The sequence below is a fragment of the Paracoccus panacisoli genome, assembly GCF_042435015.1.
GTDB lineage: Bacteria > Pseudomonadota > Alphaproteobacteria > Rhodobacterales > Rhodobacteraceae > Paracoccus > Paracoccus panacisoli.
The window spans coordinates 69,854-86,268 of sequence record NZ_JBHMQU010000012.1 but is presented as its reverse complement, the minus strand read 5'-3'; the positions used below and the strand labels follow the sequence as shown (position 1 = coordinate 86,268).

Annotated in this window: 13 protein-coding genes and 1 tRNA gene; 8 read left to right on the top strand and 6 right to left on the bottom strand. The window is 69.9% G+C overall.

Annotation, left to right across the window (positions count from 1 at the left end):
- Both ACFHYO_RS03470 and lipB read right to left on the bottom strand, forming a co-directional pair.
- The coding region (locus tag ACFHYO_RS03470; RefSeq protein WP_394318406.1) for a c-type cytochrome at window positions 1-503 on the bottom strand (503 nt) is incomplete at its 3' end.
- A 125-nt stretch (window positions 504-628) separates the two neighbouring features.
- Window positions 629-1,336 (bottom strand): lipoyl(octanoyl) transferase LipB, encoded by a 708-nt coding sequence (gene lipB / locus ACFHYO_RS03465; protein ID WP_394318404.1) that lies wholly within the window; start codon window positions 1,334-1,336, stop codon window positions 629-631.
- A gap of 295 nt (window positions 1,337-1,631) precedes the next feature.
- Here lipB and metH point away from each other — a divergent pair, with 295 nt between their 5' ends.
- The 8 genes from metH to ACFHYO_RS03425 all read left to right on the top strand — a co-directional run bounded on the left by metH (window position 1,632) and on the right by ACFHYO_RS03425 (window position 12,571).
- The gene (metH, locus tag ACFHYO_RS03460) at window positions 1,632-5,372 is read left to right on the top strand and encodes a methionine synthase (protein WP_394318402.1); all 3,741 of its coding nucleotides are present in this window, start codon (window positions 1,632-1,634) and stop codon (window positions 5,370-5,372) included.
- 49 nt (window positions 5,373-5,421) lie between these two features.
- Window positions 5,422-5,508: transfer RNA gene (locus ACFHYO_RS03455), tRNA-Leu, on the top strand.
- Window positions 5,509-5,700: 192 nt separating this feature from the next.
- Complete coding sequence (locus ACFHYO_RS03450; protein ID WP_036700643.1) at window positions 5,701-6,807, top strand: ABC transporter ATP-binding protein; 1,107 nt, start codon at window positions 5,701-5,703, stop codon at window positions 6,805-6,807.
- A gap of 37 nt (window positions 6,808-6,844) precedes the next feature.
- Window positions 6,845-7,924: an ABC transporter substrate-binding protein gene (locus ACFHYO_RS03445; RefSeq protein ID WP_036708104.1), complete on the top strand. Its 1,080-nt coding sequence runs from the start codon at window positions 6,845-6,847 to the stop codon at window positions 7,922-7,924.
- A 109-nt stretch (window positions 7,925-8,033) separates the two neighbouring features.
- Window positions 8,034-9,110, top strand: a complete 1,077-nt coding sequence (locus ACFHYO_RS03440; RefSeq protein WP_394318399.1) for an ABC transporter substrate-binding protein — start codon at window positions 8,034-8,036, stop codon at window positions 9,108-9,110.
- A 61-nt stretch (window positions 9,111-9,171) separates the two neighbouring features.
- Complete coding sequence (locus ACFHYO_RS03435; protein WP_394318397.1) at window positions 9,172-10,260, top strand: ABC transporter substrate-binding protein; 1,089 nt, start codon at window positions 9,172-9,174, stop codon at window positions 10,258-10,260.
- 16 nt (window positions 10,261-10,276) lie between these two features.
- Window positions 10,277-11,593, top strand: a complete 1,317-nt coding sequence (locus ACFHYO_RS03430; protein WP_394318395.1) for an ABC transporter permease — start codon at window positions 10,277-10,279, stop codon at window positions 11,591-11,593.
- Window positions 11,594-11,599: 6 nt separating this feature from the next.
- On the top strand, window positions 11,600-12,571 hold the full coding sequence (locus ACFHYO_RS03425; protein ID WP_036708099.1) for an ABC transporter permease: 972 nt from the start codon (window positions 11,600-11,602) through the stop codon (window positions 12,569-12,571).
- Window positions 12,572-12,658: 87 nt separating this feature from the next.
- Here the strand turns inward: ACFHYO_RS03425 and ACFHYO_RS03420 are convergent, their stop codons facing one another.
- Genes ACFHYO_RS03420 through ACFHYO_RS03405 form a run of 4 tightly spaced genes read right to left on the bottom strand, consistent with a single transcriptional unit; the run spans window position 12,659 to window position 16,414 of the window.
- A complete protein-coding gene (locus tag ACFHYO_RS03420) occupies window positions 12,659-13,603 on the bottom strand; it encodes an AEC family transporter (protein ID WP_394318393.1) in 945 nt (314 codons plus the stop codon).
- Entirely contained in the window at window positions 13,600-14,424 is an 825-nt protein-coding gene (locus tag ACFHYO_RS03415; protein WP_394318392.1) for an MBL fold metallo-hydrolase, read from the bottom strand. The genes ACFHYO_RS03420 and ACFHYO_RS03415 overlap by 4 nt, the downstream gene beginning before the upstream one ends.
- The gene (locus tag ACFHYO_RS03410) at window positions 14,421-15,275 is read right to left on the bottom strand and encodes a TatD family hydrolase (RefSeq protein WP_394318390.1); all 855 of its coding nucleotides are present in this window, start codon (window positions 15,273-15,275) and stop codon (window positions 14,421-14,423) included. Before ACFHYO_RS03410 ends, ACFHYO_RS03415 begins: the two co-directional genes overlap by 4 nt.
- Before the next feature lie 29 nt (window positions 15,276-15,304).
- Window positions 15,305-16,414, bottom strand: coding sequence for a DNA polymerase III subunit delta' (locus tag ACFHYO_RS03405; protein WP_394318388.1), 1,110 nt, complete (start codon window positions 16,412-16,414; stop codon window positions 15,305-15,307).
- Between the last annotated feature and the right edge of the window lies 1 nt (window position 16,415).

Here is a 16,415-nt window from a genome sequence, read left to right as displayed (position 1 = left end):
GCCGGGGCCGCTGCCGCCGGGGCCGCTGCCGACGGGGCCGCCGCGGCAGGCGCCGAACCGGCGGCCGGGGCCGCGCCGGCGTCCGGCGAGTGCTGGGTGAGGAAGGCGATCACGTCCGCCTGACCCTTGGCGAGTTTGAAGGTCATCTTGGTCTTCAGCTTGTTGTCGCCGGTCTTTTCCTGCGTGTAGCTGTTCGGGTCGGTGATGTAGTGCATCAGGTCCTCGGGCGACCAGACCTCACCGGCCTCGCCCAGCTTCACCAGCGCGTCCGAGTACTTGAAGCCCTCTTCGGTGCCCGCCTTGCGGCCGACGACGCCATAGAGGTTCGGGCCGGTCTTGCCGCCCTTCACGATGTCGGTCCCGTCGGGCGCCTGCACCATGTGGCAGGCCTTGCACTTGTTGAATTCCTTCTCGCCCTTGACGGGGTCGCCCGCGGCGTCCTGGGCTGCGGCCGGAACGGCCAGGGCGAACATGGCGAGAGTGGCGTAAAGGCTGATCTTCATCGGGTCGTCCTTCCAGGGCGTTTGACGTTTGCTTGCGCGGCGCAGCGGCCCCTCGGGCGCGCCGTCATGGACAGCTCATAGCACCGCCTGCAATCCCGCAACACGACATAAGTCAAATGGTTCGGTCAACCGGCAAAATGTCGCGGGAACGTGACCCTGAGGGCGGCGTCCAGATCCTCGATCCCGACCGGCAGGCCGAGGTCCACGAGGCTCGTGACCCCGTGTCCGCTGATCCCGCAGGGGACGATTCCCGCGTAATGCGACAGGTCCGGCTCGACGTTGATCGACAGGCCGTGGAAGCTGACCCAGCGGCGCAGCTTGATGCCGATGGCGGCGATCTTGTCCTCGCGCATCGTCCCGTCGGGCAGGGGCGGGCGGTCGGGGCGGGCGATCCACACGCCCACCCGGCCCTCGCGGATCTCGCCCCGCAGGCCGAACCCCGCCAGCGCGTCGATCACCCACCCCTCGAGCGCCTGCACGAAGTCCCGCACGTCGCGCCCGCGGCGGTTGAGGTCGAGCATCACATAGACCACCCGCTGCCCCGGCCCGTGATAGGTGTACTGCCCGCCGCGCCCGGTGGGATGGACCGGAAACCGGCCCGGATCGGTCAGGTCCGCCGCCCGGGCCGAGGTTCCCGCGGTGTAGAGCGGCGGATGCTCGACGAGCCACAGCGTCTCGGGCGCGGTGCCCGCAAGGATCGCTGCCACCCGCGCCTCCATCCACGCCACCGCCTCGGGGTGGCCGACAGGTGCGGGGGTGAGCAGCCATTCGACCGCGCTCCCCTCGAGCGGGGGCAGCGTCACGGTGTCGGGGGTGGGAAGCGGCGCGGTCATGGCGCCGAGGTGGCCCGACCCGGCGCCGCGCGCAAGGGGCCGCGTCCCGGCCTGGCCGAGCGCGATCGGGTGCGCACGACCGTTCGCATGAACTGTGCATGAACGCTGCATGAACATCAGGCGAACGGTGCACGGGATGTGCAGTGCCGTTTTCGCGGTGATCGCTGGTCGTCTCCCGTCGCGCACCAACGCCACAACGTGAAACCCGCTCAACTTCACCCCGCACAACATGAGTTTTCCATTTCCTCCCGCGCGGCCTATATCCACCGCAAACCGCCCGCCCGGAGTCCGTCCCATGCCCCGCCTCTCCGCCGCCTTCGACGCCATCCGCGCCGCCGCCCGCGAGCGCATCCTGATCCTCGACGGGGCGATGGGCACGCAGATCCAGAACCTGCGCCTGGGCGAGGCGGATTTCCTTGGCGAATCAAATCGCTCCGGGGGATGCGGCTGCCACCTGCACGCCGACCACCCGCAGCAGGGCAACAACGACCTGCTGAACCTGACCCAGCCCGAGGCGATCGAGGCGATCCACCTGCGCTATGCGCTCGCGGGCGCGGACATCGTTGAAACAAATACGTTTTCCTCCACCACCATCGCCCAGGCCGACTACGGGATGGAGGGGCGGGTGTTCGAGCTGAACCGCGAGGGCGCCCGCCTCGCCCGCCGCGCCCTCGACGCGGCGACCGCCCAGGACGGCCGCCCGCGCTGGGTCGCGGGGGCGCTGGGGCCGACGAACCGCACCGCCTCGATCAGCCCCGACGTCAACGACCCGGGTTTCCGGGCCGTCACCTTCGATCAGCTTCGCGCGGCCTACACCCAGCAGATTCAAGGGCTCGTCGCGGGCGGCGCGGACCTGATCCTGATCGAGACGATCTTCGACACCCTCAACGCCAAGGCCGCGATCTTCGCCGCGGAAGAGGTCTTTGCCGAAACCGGCCTGCGCCTGCCGGTGATGATCTCGGGGACGATCACCGACCTCTCGGGCCGCACCCTCTCGGGCCAGACGCCCACCGCCTTCTGGCACTCGGTGCGCCACGCGGCCCCCCTGACCATCGGCCTCAACTGCGCGCTCGGCGCCACCGCAATGCGCCCGCATCTGGCTGAACTGTCAGGCGTTTCCGACACGCTCATCTGCGCCTATCCGAACGCCGGCCTGCCCAACGAGATGGGCGAATACGACGAATCCGCCGCCCAGATGGCCGCCCAGATCGCCGGCTTCGCCGACGAGGGGCTGGTCAACGTGGTCGGCGGCTGCTGCGGCTCGACGCCCGAGCACATCGCCGCCATCGCCGCCGCCGTCGCCGGCAAGGCGCCCCGGCAAGTCCCTGACATCGCACCGAAACTGCGCCTCTCGGGGCTTGAGCCCTTCGTCAAGACCGAGGCCATTCCCTTCGTCAACGTGGGCGAGCGCACCAACGTCACCGGCTCGGCCCGCTTCCGCAAGCTCGTCACCGCCGGCGACTATCCCGCCGCGCTCGACGTGGCCCGCGACCAGGTCGAGAACGGCGCCCAGATCATCGACATCAACATGGACGAGGGGCTGATCGATTCGGCCGCCGCCATGACCGCCTTCCTCAACCTCATCGCCGCCGAGCCCGACATCGCCCGCGTCCCGGTGATGATCGACTCTTCGAAATGGGAGGTGATCGAGGCCGGGCTGAAATGCGTCCAGGGCAAGCCGGTGGTGAACTCGATCTCGCTCAAGGAGGGCGAGGCGGCGTTCCTGGCTCAGGCCCGGCTCTGCCGGCTCTACGGGGCCGCGGTCGTCGTCATGGCCTTCGACGAAACCGGCCAGGCCGACACCGAGAACCGCAAGGTCGAGATCTGCACCCGCGCCTACAACCTGTTGACCGACATGGGTTTCCCGCCCGAGGACATCATCTTCGACCCCAACATCTTCGCCGTGGCGACGGGGATCGAGGAACACGACAACTACGGCAACGACTTCATCGGCGCGACCCGGCGCATCACCCAGACGCTGCCCCACGTCCACGTCTCGGGCGGCGTCTCGAACCTGTCGTTCAGCTTCCGCGGCAACGAGCCGGTGCGCGAGGCGATGCACGCGGTGTTCCTGTATCACGCGATCCAGGCCGGGATGGACATGGGGATCGTCAACGCCGGCCAGCTCGCCGTCTATGACCAGATCGACCCCGCCTTGCGCGAGGCCTGCGAGGACGTGGTCCTGAACCGCCGCCCCGCCGCCGGCGGCTCGGCCACCGAGCGGCTGCTGGAACTCGCCGAGCGGTTCCGCGGCGAGGGCGGCGCGAAGGGGCGCGAAAAGGACCTGCGCTGGCGCGACTGGCCGGTGGACAAGCGGCTCGAGCACGCGCTGGTCAACGGCATCACCGAATACATCGAGGCCGACACCGAAGAGGCGCGGCTTGCCGCCGAGCGCCCGCTGCACGTGATCGAGGGGCCGCTGATGGCGGGGATGAACGTCGTCGGCGACCTCTTCGGCGCCGGCAAGATGTTCCTGCCGCAGGTGGTCAAGTCGGCCCGCGTGATGAAGCAGGCGGTCGCCCACCTGCTGCCCTACATGGAGGCCGAGAAGGCCGGCGGCGGCGCCCGCTCGGCCGGCAAGATCCTGATGGCGACGGTCAAGGGCGACGTCCACGACATCGGCAAGAACATCGTCGGCGTCGTGCTGTCGTGCAACAACTACGAGATCATCGACCTCGGCGTGATGGTCCCGGCGACGAAGATCCTCGAGACCGCGCGGGCCGAGGGGGTGGACGTGATCGGGCTCTCGGGCCTCATCACCCCGTCGCTCGACGAGATGGTCCATGTCGCCGCCGAGATGGAGCGCGAGGGCTTCGACATCCCGCTGCTGATCGGCGGGGCGACGACCAGCCGCGTGCACACGGCGGTCAAGATCGACCCCCGCTACCGCGCCGGGCAGACCGTCTATGTCGCCGACGCGAGCCGCGCGGTGGGCGTGGTGGCCAACCTTTTGGGCGAGGCAAAATCCGGTTATGTCAGCCAGTTGCGGGCCGAATATCAGGATGTGGCTGAACGCCACGCCCGCGGCCAGACCGACCGCGAGCGCCTGCCGCTGGCAGCGGCGCGCGACAATGCGCCGAAGCTCGACTGGGCCGCCTACCGGGCCACCGCGCCGCAGTTCACCGGCCCGCGGGTGGTCGAGAACTGGGATCTGGCCGAGATCGCCCGCTACATCGACTGGACGCCGTTCTTCCAGACCTGGGAGATGAAGGGCGTCTATCCGCGCCTGCTCGACGACCCGAAGCAGGGCGAGGCGGCGCGCGCGCTCTTTGCCGATGCGCAGGCGATGCTGGCGCGGATCATCGACGAGGGCTGGTTCAAGCCCCGCGCGGTGGTGGGCTTCTGGCCCGCCAACGCGGTGGGCGACGACATCCGCCTGTGGACCGGCGACGACCGCACCACGCCGCTCGCCACGCTGCACACGCTGCGCCAGCAGCTGCCCAAGCGCGACGGGCGGCCGAACGTGGCGCTGGCGGACTTCGTGGCGCCCGAGGGGCAGGCGGACTGGGTCGGCGGCTTCGTCGTCACGGCGGGCGACGAGACGGCCCGCGCCCAAGCCTACCGCGACGCGCATGACGATTTCTCGGCGATTCTCGTCCAGGCGCTGGCCGACCGCTTCGCCGAGGCGATGGCCGAGATGCTGCACGAGCGGGTGCGGCGGTCCTACTGGGGCTATGCCCCGGACGAGGCGCTCTCGACCGAAGAGCTGGTCGCCGAATCCTACCCCGGCATCCGCCCCGCGCCCGGCTATCCCGCGCAGCCCGACCACACCGAGAAATCCACCCTCTTCTCGCTGCTGGCCGCGACCGAGGCGACCGGCGTCGAGCTGACCGAGTCGATGGCGATGTGGCCGGGGGCGTCGGTCTCGGGCCTCTACATCGGCCATCCCGACGCCTATTACTTCGGGGTGGCCAAGGTCGAGGCCGATCAGGTCGAGGATTACGCCGCCCGCAAGGGCATGAGTCTCGCCGAGGCCGAGCGTTGGCTGGCGCCGGTGCTGAATTATCTGCCGGGACGTGTCGTCGCTGCCGAATGACCCCTTTTCAAACCCGGCGGGCGCGGCTATGTCACGCCCACCACGGAATGCGGTCGTGGCGGAATTGGTAGACGCGCAGCGTTGAGGTCGCTGTTCCCTAACCGGAGTGGAAGTTCGAGTCTTCTCGACCGCACCATGAATGAGGGGCGCCCCGGGCAACCGGGCGCCCCTTTTTCCTGTTCGACGCCTCCCCCGGCTGTCGCAATCCTGCCACCGAAATGACGCAAGCCTGCCGCGTTCATCGGCCCCCGACCGCTAGATTCGGATTGCGGCGCGCGGTGATCGCCGCTTAGTCTCGCACCGCATCGGACCGACCAAGGAGGGGCGCGTGGGTACGTCTTCGGCCAGGAGCGACGGTTTCGTCGTCTTCGACCATGTCCAGAAAAGCTATGACGGCCAGTCCCTTGTGGTGAAGGACCTCAATCTGGACATCGGCAAGGGCGAGTTCCTGACGATGCTCGGGCCGTCCGGGTCGGGCAAGACGACCTGCCTGATGATGCTTGCCGGCTTCGAGACCGCGACCAACGGCGAGATCCGTCTGGACGGCAAGAACATCAACGACGTCCCGCCCCACAAGCGGGGCATCGGCATGGTGTTCCAGAGCTACGCCCTGTTCCCGCACATGTCGGTGGGCGAGAACCTCGCCTTCCCGCTCGAGGTGCGCGGCATGGGCCGCGCCGAGCGCGAGAGCCGGATCGCCCGCGCGCTCGACATGGTGCAGATGGGCAAGTTCAAGAACCGCCGCCCGGCGCAGCTCTCGGGCGGCCAGCAGCAGCGCATCGCGCTGGCCCGGGCGCTGGTGTTCGACCCCAAGCTGGTGCTGATGGACGAGCCGCTCGGCGCGCTCGACAAGCAGCTGCGCGAGCATATGCAGTACGAAATCAAGGCGCTGCACGAGAATCTGGGAATCACCGTGGTCTATGTCACGCATGACCAGGGCGAGGCGCTGACCATGTCGGACCGGATCGCGGTCTTCAACGACGGCCGCATCCAGCAGCTCGCCCCGCCGTCCGAGCTGTACGAGAAGCCGCAGAACAGCTTCGTCGCGGGCTTCATCGGCGAGAACAACAAGCTCTCGGGCGTGATCGAGAAGCTCGACGGAGAGCGGGCGGTGGTCCGCCTGCCCAATGGCGAGCTGATCGACGCGACCGCGGTCAACGTCCGCGAGGCGGGACAGCCGACGCTCGTCTCGATCCGCCCCGAGCGGGTCGAGTTCAAGCCCGAGATGATGCCCCAGGGCGCCCACACCATCGACGCCGAGGTGCGCGACGTGATCTACATGGGCGACATCCTGCGGGCCCGGATGAAGGTGGCGGGCAGCGACGAGTTCGTGATGAAGTTCCGCAACACGCTGGGCCAGACCCGGCTGTCGCCCGGCCAGCACATCCGCATCGGCTGGAACCCGCAGGATGCCCGGGCCCTCGACCCGGTCTGACAGACCCAATCAACGACAAGACCAACAGGAGAGAGACATGAAGAAGCTGCTGATCTCGACCACCGCGCTGGTGGTCCTCGCCGGCGCTGCCTCGGCGCAGGACAAGGTCCTGAACGTGCTCGACTGGGGCGGGGCCTACGGCGAAAGCCACAAGGTCGCCTACAACGCGCCGTTCGAGGAAAAGACCGGCATCAAGATCACCGTGACCGACGCCGACAACCCCGCCACCCCGATCAAGGCGATGGTCGAGGCGGGCAACGTCACCGCCGACGTGGCCTCGGTCGAATATGCCGACGCGGTGCGGCTGTGCGACGAGGGCGCGCTCGAGCAGATCGACCCGGCGATCCTTTCGGCCGGTCCGGGCGGTGAGGCGGCCAAGGACGACTTCATCGAGGGCGCGGTGACCGAATGCTTCGTCGCCACCGACGTCTATTCGATGGTGCTGGCCTATGACGACAGCAAGTTCGCCGACGCCAAGCCCGCCACCCCGGCCGATTTCTTCGACACCGCCAAGTTCCCGGGCAAGCGCACCATGCGCAAGGGCGCCAAGTTCAACCTTGAGCTGGCGCTGATGGCCGATGGCGTGCCGGCGGCCGAGGTCTATCAGGTTCTGGGCACCCCCGAGGGCGTGGACCGCGCCTTCAAGAAGCTCGACACCATCAAGAAGGACGTGATCTGGTGGGAAGCCGGCGCCCAGCCGCCGCAGCTGCTGGCAGACGGCGAAGTGACGATGGCCTATGCCTTCAACGGCCGGATCTTCAACGCCGCCGTGGGCGAGGGCAAGCCGTTCAAGATCATCTGGGACGGCCAGATCTACGAGATGGAAGGCTGGGTGGTGCCGAAGGGCGCGCCGAACAAGCAGAACGCGATGGACTACATCGCCTTCTCGACCGAGGCGCCGCAGCTGGCCAAGGCAGCCGAGCAGATCAGCTACGGCCCGCCGCGCAAGTCGGCCTCGGGCCTGGTCGGCAACATCGCCGGCAAGGACCAGCCGATGGGGCCGCACCTGCCGACCTCGCCCGAGAACCTCGAGAAGGGCCTGAGCTCGAACCTCGACTTCTGGGTCGATCATGACGGCGAGCTGAGCGAGCGCTTCAACGCCTGGCTGGCTGGCTGACGAACGGTTGCAATGGTCCCCCCCGCCGCGTGGTGCGGGGGGTATCCGGGCCGCCGATGCGGGCCTGACCGGCGCCGGCGCCCATTTTCGTGGAGGGGAAAGAGACATCATGAAGACCAGACTGATCCTCGGCACCGCGCTGGCGCTGATCGCCGCGCCCGCCCTGGCCGAGGGGCCGCTGAACGTCACCACCTACGGCGGCGCCTTCGCCAAGACGGTCGAGGAGGCCTACGTCAAGCCGTTCAGCGAGGCGACCGGCATCCAGACGAGCGTGCTCGACGCCTCGGACCCGCCCGCCAAGCTCAAGGCCGAGGTCGAGGCGGGCAACATCACCTCGGACGTCTATGAGGTCGAGCAGTCGGACGTGATCCGGCTGTGCGACGAGGGGCTGATCGAGCCGATCGATCCGGCGGCGCTGGCCAAGGGCGCGGACGGCTCGGCCGCGGCCGACGACTATCTGCCGAGCGCGCTCAACGAGTGCGGCACCGCGATCATGGTCTGGTCCACCGCCATCGCCTATGACAAGGACGCCTTCCCGAACGGCGCCCCGCAGACGGTCGCGGATTTCTTCGACACCGCCAAGTTCCCCGGCAAGCGCGGCATCATCAAGCGGCCGAAATACGCGCTCGAGTTCGCCCTGCTGGCCGACGGCGTGCCCGCGGCCGAGGTCTATGACGTGCTCTCGACGCCCGAGGGCGTGGACCGGGCGTTCAAGAAGCTCGACACGATCAAGGGTGACGTCGTCTGGTGGGAAGCCGGCGCCCAGGCGCCGCAGCTGCTTGCCGACAAGGAGGTGTCGATGACGCTGGCCTACAACGGCCGGATCTTCGACGCCATCGTGGGCGAGGGCAAGAACTTCGGCTTCGTCTGGGACGGCGTGAACCTGGACATGGACTACTGGGTGATCCCCAAGGGCGCGCCCGGCAAGGATGCGGCGATGAAGTTCATCGCCTTCGCCTCGGACCCCGCGCGTCAGGCCGTGATGTCGAGCATGATCGCCTATGGCCCGTCGCGGAAGTCGGCGGCGGCCAGCGTCGGCAAGTACAAGGACGGCACGACCGACATGGCGCCCTATCTGCCCTCGACCCCCGAGAACGCCGCGAAGGGGCTGGTCAACGACGCCGCCTTCTGGGCCGACCACGGCACCGAGCTGACCGAGCGCTTCAACGCCTGGCTCGCCAGCTGATCCCGCGCGCCGGGGCGCCCCGTCGCGGGCGCCCCGGTCCCCAACTCACGGACCCCTCGCCATGCTGATGCGCCTTGCCCTTCTGCCGCTGCTCGTCTCGGTCGCCCCGGTGCCCTGGGCGGGCGCGGGTGAGCTGCGGGTGCTGTCCTGGGGCGGCGATTTCTCGGCCGCGCAAGAGGTGGCGATGGCCCGCCCCTTCACCGAGGCGACCGGGACGATGGTGCGGTTCTCGGACAGCGACGACCCCCACGGCATGGTCCACGCCGAGGTGCAGGCCGGCAACGTCACCACCGACGTGGCGAGCGTCGGGCAGGGGGCCGCGATGCGGCTGTGCGACGAGGGCGAGGTCGAGCCGATCGACCCCGCCACCCTCGTCCCCGCCCCGGACGGCACGGCCGCGGCGGCGGACTTCATGCCCGGCACGCTCGGGCCGTGCTTCGTGCCGACCGACATCTATTCGACCGTCATCGCCTATGACGCGCGCCGCGCCGCGCCGACGCAGGCGGCGGATTTCTTCGACCTGACGCGCTTTCCCGGCCGCCGCGGCCTGTCGCGCACGCCGCAGTTCACGCTCGAACTCGCGCTGCTGGCCGACGGCGTCCCGCGCGATCAGGTCTATCAACTGCTCGCCACGCCCGAGGGGCAGGACCGCGCCTTCGCCAAGCTCGACACGATCAAGCACGACGTCGTCTGGTGGGAGGCCGGCGCCCAGCCCGTGCAGCTTCTCGCCGATGGCGAGGTGGCGATGGCCGCGGCCTATAACGGGCGCATCTTCAAGGCGGCCGAGGTGGACGGGCTTCCGCTGGCGATCCTGTGGGACGCGCAGATCTACGAACTCGAGGGCTGGGTGATCCCCAAGGGCGCCCCGAACCGCGCCGGCGCGCTGGCCTTCGTCGCCGCCTCGACCGCGCCCGAGCCGCTGGCGCGCTTCGCCGAAGAGCTGCCCTACGGCCCGCCGCGGCTCTCGTCACAGGCGATGGTGGGCAATTTCGCGGGCACCACCAAGCGCGGCGCGCCGGTACCGATGACTCCGCATCTGCCCACCGCCCCCGCCAACGTCGCCACCGCCCTGGCGGTGGACGCGCAGTTTTGGGCCGAACACGAGACCGAGCTGCGCGAGCGTTTCGCCGCCTGGCTGGCCGCGGGCTGAGAGGAAGGACCCGAGCATGGCATCTGCACTCGACCCCCACGCCGCCGTGGTCGCCGGCGCTTCGGGCGCCAGCCCGACCGTGACCGCCCCGAGCGCGCCGCTGACCACCGCGGATGGCCGCCCGCTCGCCCGGGCGCTGGCGCGCAGCCAGGCCAAGGCGCGGCGCCGCGCCTTCCTGCTGGTGCTGCCGCTGCTGGCGTTCATCGTCATCACCTTCGTGATCCCGATCGGGCAGATGCTGCACCGCTCGATGTACAACGATGGCTTCTCGGCCAACATGCCCCAGACCTCGGCCTGGTTCGCCGAGCACAAGCCCGGCACGCAGCCCGACGAGAGCGCCTTTGCCGCGCTCGCCGCCGACCTTAAGGCCGCGGCCGACAACCGCACGGTTGGGATCGTCGGCACCCGCATAAACTATGACGTGCCCGGCACCCGCTCGCTCTTCACCGCCACCGGGCGGAAGGCGCGCGACGGGTTCGAGCCGCCCTACCGCGAGGCGCTGCTGGACGCCGACCCGAAATGGGGCGAGCCGATGCTGTGGCGGGCGATGCGCAATGCCTCGACGGCGTACACCGCGAACTTCTACCTCGCCGCGGTGGACCGCACCCGCGACGACGCCGGCAACGTGGTCATGGCCCCGCCGCAGCAGCAGGTCTACGTGATGCTGTTCAAGCGCACGCTGATGCTGTCGCTGCTGATCACCTTCACCACCTTCCTGCTCGGCTTCCCGATCGCGCATCTGCTGGCGACGCTGCCGATGCGGAAGTCGAACCTGCTGATGATCCTCGTGCTGCTGCCGTTCTGGACCTCGCTTCTGGTGCGGACCACGGCGTGGATGGTGCTGTTGCAGCAGCAGGGGGTCATTAACGACCTGCTGGTGTGGCTCGGGGTGATCGGCAACGAGCAGCGGCTGCAGATGATCTACAACCAGCTCGGCACGGTCATCGCCATGACCCACATCCTGCTGCCGTTCATGATCCTGCCGCTCTATTCGGTGATGCGGACCATCAACCCGAGCTACGTGCGCGCCGCCAAATCGCTGGGCGCGACCTCGTGGACGGCGTTCCGGCGGGTCTATTTCCCGCTGACGCTGCCGGGGCTGGGGGCCGGGGCGCTGCTCGTCTTCATCCTGGCGGTCGGCTACTACATCACGCCCGCGCTGGTCGGCGGCTCGACCGGGCAGCTCATCTCGAACATGATCGCGATGCACATGACCGAGACGCTGAACTGGTCGATGGCGGCGGCGCTGGCGGCGATCCTGCTGGGCGCGGTCCTGGTGCTCTACTGGATCTACGACCGGCTGGTCGGGATCGACAATCTCAAGCTGGGGTGATCCGACATGGCGCTGCCCACCTACGCCTCGCCGCTCGAACGGGTTTGGCACTGGACCTATATCGCGATCTGCGTGGCGATCTTCGTCTTCCTGATCGCGCCGATCATCGTGGTGATCCCGCTCAGCTTCAACGCCGAGCCCTACTTCACCTTCACCGAGAAGATGCTGTCCTTCGACCCGGACGGCTATTCGATGCGCTGGTATGACACGCTGCTGACCTTCGGGATGTCGCGGGCCGACGCGCCGCGCGACGCGAGCTGGTGGGCGGACGCCTGGGCGAACGCCAAGTGGCTGAACGCGGCGAAGAACTCGCTGATCGTCGGGTTCTTCTCGACGATCCTCGCCACCGTGCTGGGGACGCTGGCGGCGCTGGGGCTGTCGCGGCCCGAGATGCCGTTCCGGCGGATCATCATGGCGGTGCTGATCTCGCCCATGATCGTGCCGATCATCATCACCGCAACGGGGATGTTCTTCTTCTACTCCTCGACCTGCGTGGACACGACGAGCACCATCGGCCGGCTGCTGGCGCCGATGCTGTCGAACTCGGGCTGTCTCGCCAACACCTATCTCGGCGTGATCCTGGCCCATGCGACGCTGGGGATTCCGTTCGTCATCATCACCGTGACGGCGACGCTGATCGGCTTCGATCAGTCGCTGAACCGGGCCGCGGCCTCGCTGGGGGCGAACCCGCGGACCACGTTCTTCAAGATCACCATGCCGCTGATCCTTCCCGGCGTGATCTCGGGCGCGCTCTTCGCCTTCGTCACCTCGTTCGACGAGGTCGTCGCGGTGCTGTTCATCGCCGGCCCCGACCAGCAGACCATCCCGCGGCAGATGTGGAACGGCATCCGCGAGCAGATCTCGCCCGCGATCCTCGCGGTGGCGACGCTGCTGGTGATCTTCTCGATCGCGCTGCTTGCCACGGTCGAGGTGCTCCGGCGCCGGGGCGAGCGTCTGCGCGGGCTGACCCCGGCTTGAGGGCGCGTGGGTGGGGTCGACGTCCCCGGCGGTCGGCCGAGGTCGCGGCGACAGCGGCGCCCAAGGGCTTCGCGGCCCTAGCCGGGCCTAGGGCAGCAGTGCGAGCCAGCCCCAGATCGTCAGGATCGACAGCGCCGTGGCGATGAGGACCGAGGACGCCGCCGACCGGATCGCCGACTGGTAGAGATTGGCGAACAGATACGCGTTGACCCCCGGCGCCATCGCCGCCGTCACCACCGCCGAGCGCAGCCCTGCGACGGGCAGGCCCAGCATCTGCCCCAGCCCCCAGGTCAGCGCCGGGTGCAGGATCAGCGAGCAGGCGCAGATGAGCGCGATCGAGGCCGCGTCGCCCTGCGGCTTGTAGCGCAGCAGCACGCCTCCCAGCGCAAACAGCGCCGCCGGCAGCGCCGAGCGGGCGATCATTTCGACCGCCGCCCAGAAGCCGCCGGGCAGCACCAGCCCGGCCATGGTCAGCACGTTCATCGTCAGCCCGCTGAGGATGCCGATCACCAGCGGCGTCCTGAGCACCCCCCTGAGCGCCCGCCCCGCGACGCGCCCCGCCGAGACGCCGGTCCCGCGGGCGCGCGTGAACTCCATCACGGTGATGCCGAGCGTGTAGAGCATCGGCGAATGCAGCGCGATGATGGCGAAGTTGCCGGCGAGCGACTCGGTGCCGTAGGCGCGCTCCATGATCGGGATGCCGAGCAGCAGCGAGTTCGAGAAGAGGCAGGCGAAGGCGATGGCGACGGAATCCTCGGGGCTGCGGCCGATCACGCGGCGCGCGACGACCCAGCCGACGAGGAACGAGGCGAGTGCCCCGGCGTAGAACGATACCAGCAGCCGCGGGTCGAACTCGGCCGAGAGGTCCAGCGCCGCCATCGACTTGAAGAGCAGCACCGGCACGCCGAAGTTCTGCGCATAGCGCTGCAGCCCGTCCACCGCGGCCGGCGCGAAAAGCCCCCGCCAGGCCACGAGATAGCCGAAGCCGATGACCAGGAAGACCGGCAGGATGACGTCGAAGAGCGCCGTCACAGCCGGATGTCCATCCCGTCATGGGCCGGGACGATGTGGTCGGGGGTTTCGGCCATGACCGTGTCGTGGTCGAGGTCGATGTGCATGTTGGTCAGCACCCCGCGTCGCGCCCGCGACCGCGCGATCCACTCCAGCGCCAGCGCGAGATGCGCGTGGCTCGGGTGCGGGGTGTAGCGCAGGGCGTCGCAGATGAAGACCTCGGGCTCCATGATCGCGGGCCAGGCCGCCTCGGGGATTTCCAGGACGTCGGGCAGATAGACGAGGGCAGGGGCGCCCGCGCCGGCGCTGATCCGGAACCCCAACGCCGGGGTGCCGCCGTGATCGACGGTGAAGGGGGTGAGGTGCAGCGCGCCGCCGGCGCCCTCGATCGCGAAGGGGCCGTCGATCCGGTTCAGCGTCACGATCGGCGGATAGCCCGAGCCGGGCGGCGTCTCGAAGACATAGCCGAAGCGGGTCCGCAAGGCGGCCTCGGTCGGGGCGTCGGCCCAGCCGGACAGCAGGCTGTGGCGGTAGTGGACGATCTGGCGCAGGTCGTCGATGCCGTGGATGTGGTCGGCGTGGGCATGGGTCCACACCACCCCGTCCAGCAGCCCGACGCCCGCGTCTGTGAGCTGCGGCACGAGGTCGGGGCCGGTGTCGACCAGCACCCGCGTGACGCCGCGGGGGCCGTGGCGCTCGACCAGCAGCGCGCAGCGGCGGCGGCGGTTCTTCGGGTTTGCCGGGTCGCAGGCGCCCCAGTGCCCGCCGAGCCGCGGCACGCCGCCGGACGACCCGCAGCCGAGGATGACGGCGCGAAGCTGCCCCTCGGCCGGCGCGCTCACCCCGTAACCCCCGCGGCGCGCGTGAACAGGCGGTCGAAGTTGGCGCTGGTCAGGGCGGCGAACGCGGCCTCCTCCATCTCGAACAGCGCCGCGCCCACCCTGGCGGTGTGGGCGACGTAGGCGGGCTCGTTCCGCTTGCCGCGGTGCGGGGGCGGGGCGAGGTAGGGGGCGTCGGTCTCGATCAGGATGCGGTCGCGGGGGGCGGCCGCGAAGATTTCGCGCAGCTCGGTCGAGCGCGGGAAGGCCGCGATGCCCGACATCGACAGGTAGAAGCCGATCCCAAGCGCCGCCTCGGCCAGCGCCGGTCCCGAGGTGTAGCAGTGCATGACGCCGGTAAAGGCGCCCGCCGCGTGCTCGCGGGTCAGGATCGCGGCCATGTCGTCGTCCGCGTCGCGCGCATGGATGATGAGCGGCAGGCCGGTGCGGCGCGCGGCCTCGATGTGCACGAGCAGGCTCTCGGCCTGCCGGACGGCGCTTTCGGCGGTGTAGTGATAGTCGAGCCCGGTCTCGCCGATGCCCACGAACTTGGGGTGACGGGCGAGGGCGACGAGATCCTCGACCGTCGCCAGCGACTCTTCGGCGGCATACATCGGGTGGGTGCCGGCGGCGTAGAAGACGCCGTCATGCGCCTCGGCGATGGCCCGGACCGAGGGTTCCAGCCGCAACCGGGTGCAGATCGTCACCATCCGGGTGACGCCTGCGGCGCGGGCGCGATCGACCAGCGCCGGCAGCTCGCCGGCGAAATCGGGGAAATCGAGGTGGCAGTGGCTGTCCACCAGATGCGGACGGTCCGCGGGGGTCTCGGCCACGGGTTCGGGGGACCGGGCGGGCCGGGGTGCGTCGGTGCTCATCGGATCGGTCCCGGCTGCGGGGTCAGCATTCATCCCCGCGCGGGCGCGTCGGCGCCGGTCTGGGCGAGGGTCATGAGCATATCCATCACCAGCGCCGCGGGGTCAAGGTTGACCGCCCGGCCGCGTCGGGCCCGCGCCGACAGCTCCGCCTGCGCCTCGGCCCAGCGGCGCGCGGCGGCCTCGTCGGGGGATAGGCGGGCGAGCAGGGCGGCCTCGCCGTCCGCGGCCTCGGGCAGGGGCGGGCCCATCAGCCCGGCGCGGGCGGCGCGGGCGAGGAAACGGTCGAGAAGCGTCATGGTCAGGTCGAAGGGATCGCCGTCCGGGCCCGCCCGCCCGCCCGCCGTCTCGGCCAGCGCCGCGGCGCGGCTGCGGTCCATCCGCGGCAGGGTCTGGAACAGCGCCACGAGGTCGGCGTAGCGCGCAAGCCCGTCCTGCCCGGCAAGCCGCAGCGCCTCGCCGACCGAGCCTGAGGCGAGCGCGGCCAGGCGGGCGGGATCGCCCTCGACCTCGAGCGGGGCGAGCGCCGCGGCCATGTCGTCGGGCGCGAGCGGCCCGAGGCGGAGCTGCCGGCAGCGCGAGCGGATCGTCGGCAAGAGCCGGCCCGGCTGGTGCGAGATCAGCAGCAGCATGGCGTCGCGCGGCGGCTCCTCAAGCATCTTGAGGACCGCGTTCGCGGACTGGGGGTTCATGTCGTCGGCGGCGTCGATGATCACCACCCGCCGCCCGCCGTCGATGGCCGAGAGGTGGAAGAACTCGATCATCCGGCGGATGTCGTCGATGACGATCTCGGCCCTGAGGCGGCCCTTGTCGTCCTCGCTGCGGCGCACGAGATGCAGCCGCGGCTCGGCCAGCGCCCGCATCCGACGGGCGGCGGGGTGGTCGGGGTCGACCTCGAGCCGGCCGGGTTCGCCGCCAGCGATGAGCCAGCGGGCGATGGCCCAGGCAAGCGTCGCCTTGCCGGTGCCGCGGGGGCCGGTGATCAGCCAGCCGTGGTGCAGCCGCCCGGCGGCGGCGGCGTCGAGGAAACCGGCCGCAGCCTCGTCCTGACCGATGACGCGGGGCGTCTCGCGCGGGTGCGGGGCGCCGGGGACGCGGTCGGATTCGACCGGCGGGTCGTCGGGGGCGAGATCGCGGGCCATC

Coding starts and splice junctions, on each gene's coding strand:
- ACFHYO_RS03440 (WP_394318399.1), top strand. CDS start 8,034: ATGAAGACCAGACTGATCCTCGGCACCGCGCTGGCGCTGATCGCCGCG.
- ACFHYO_RS03425 (WP_036708099.1), top strand. CDS start 11,600: ATGGCGCTGCCCACCTACGCCTCGCCGCTCGAACGGGTTTGGCACTGG.
- ACFHYO_RS03445 (WP_036708104.1), top strand. CDS start 6,845: ATGAAGAAGCTGCTGATCTCGACCACCGCGCTGGTGGTCCTCGCCGGC.
- ACFHYO_RS03435 (WP_394318397.1), top strand. CDS start 9,172: ATGCTGATGCGCCTTGCCCTTCTGCCGCTGCTCGTCTCGGTCGCCCCG.
- lipB (WP_394318404.1), bottom strand. CDS start 1,336: ATGACCGCGCCGCTTCCCACCCCCGACACCGTGACGCTGCCCCCGCTC.
- metH (WP_394318402.1), top strand. CDS start 1,632: ATGCCCCGCCTCTCCGCCGCCTTCGACGCCATCCGCGCCGCCGCCCGC.
- ACFHYO_RS03410 (WP_394318390.1), bottom strand. CDS start 15,275: ATGAGCACCGACGCACCCCGGCCCGCCCGGTCCCCCGAACCCGTGGCC.
- ACFHYO_RS03430 (WP_394318395.1), top strand. CDS start 10,277: ATGGCATCTGCACTCGACCCCCACGCCGCCGTGGTCGCCGGCGCTTCG.
- ACFHYO_RS03405 (WP_394318388.1), bottom strand. CDS start 16,414: ATGGCCCGCGATCTCGCCCCCGACGACCCGCCGGTCGAATCCGACCGC.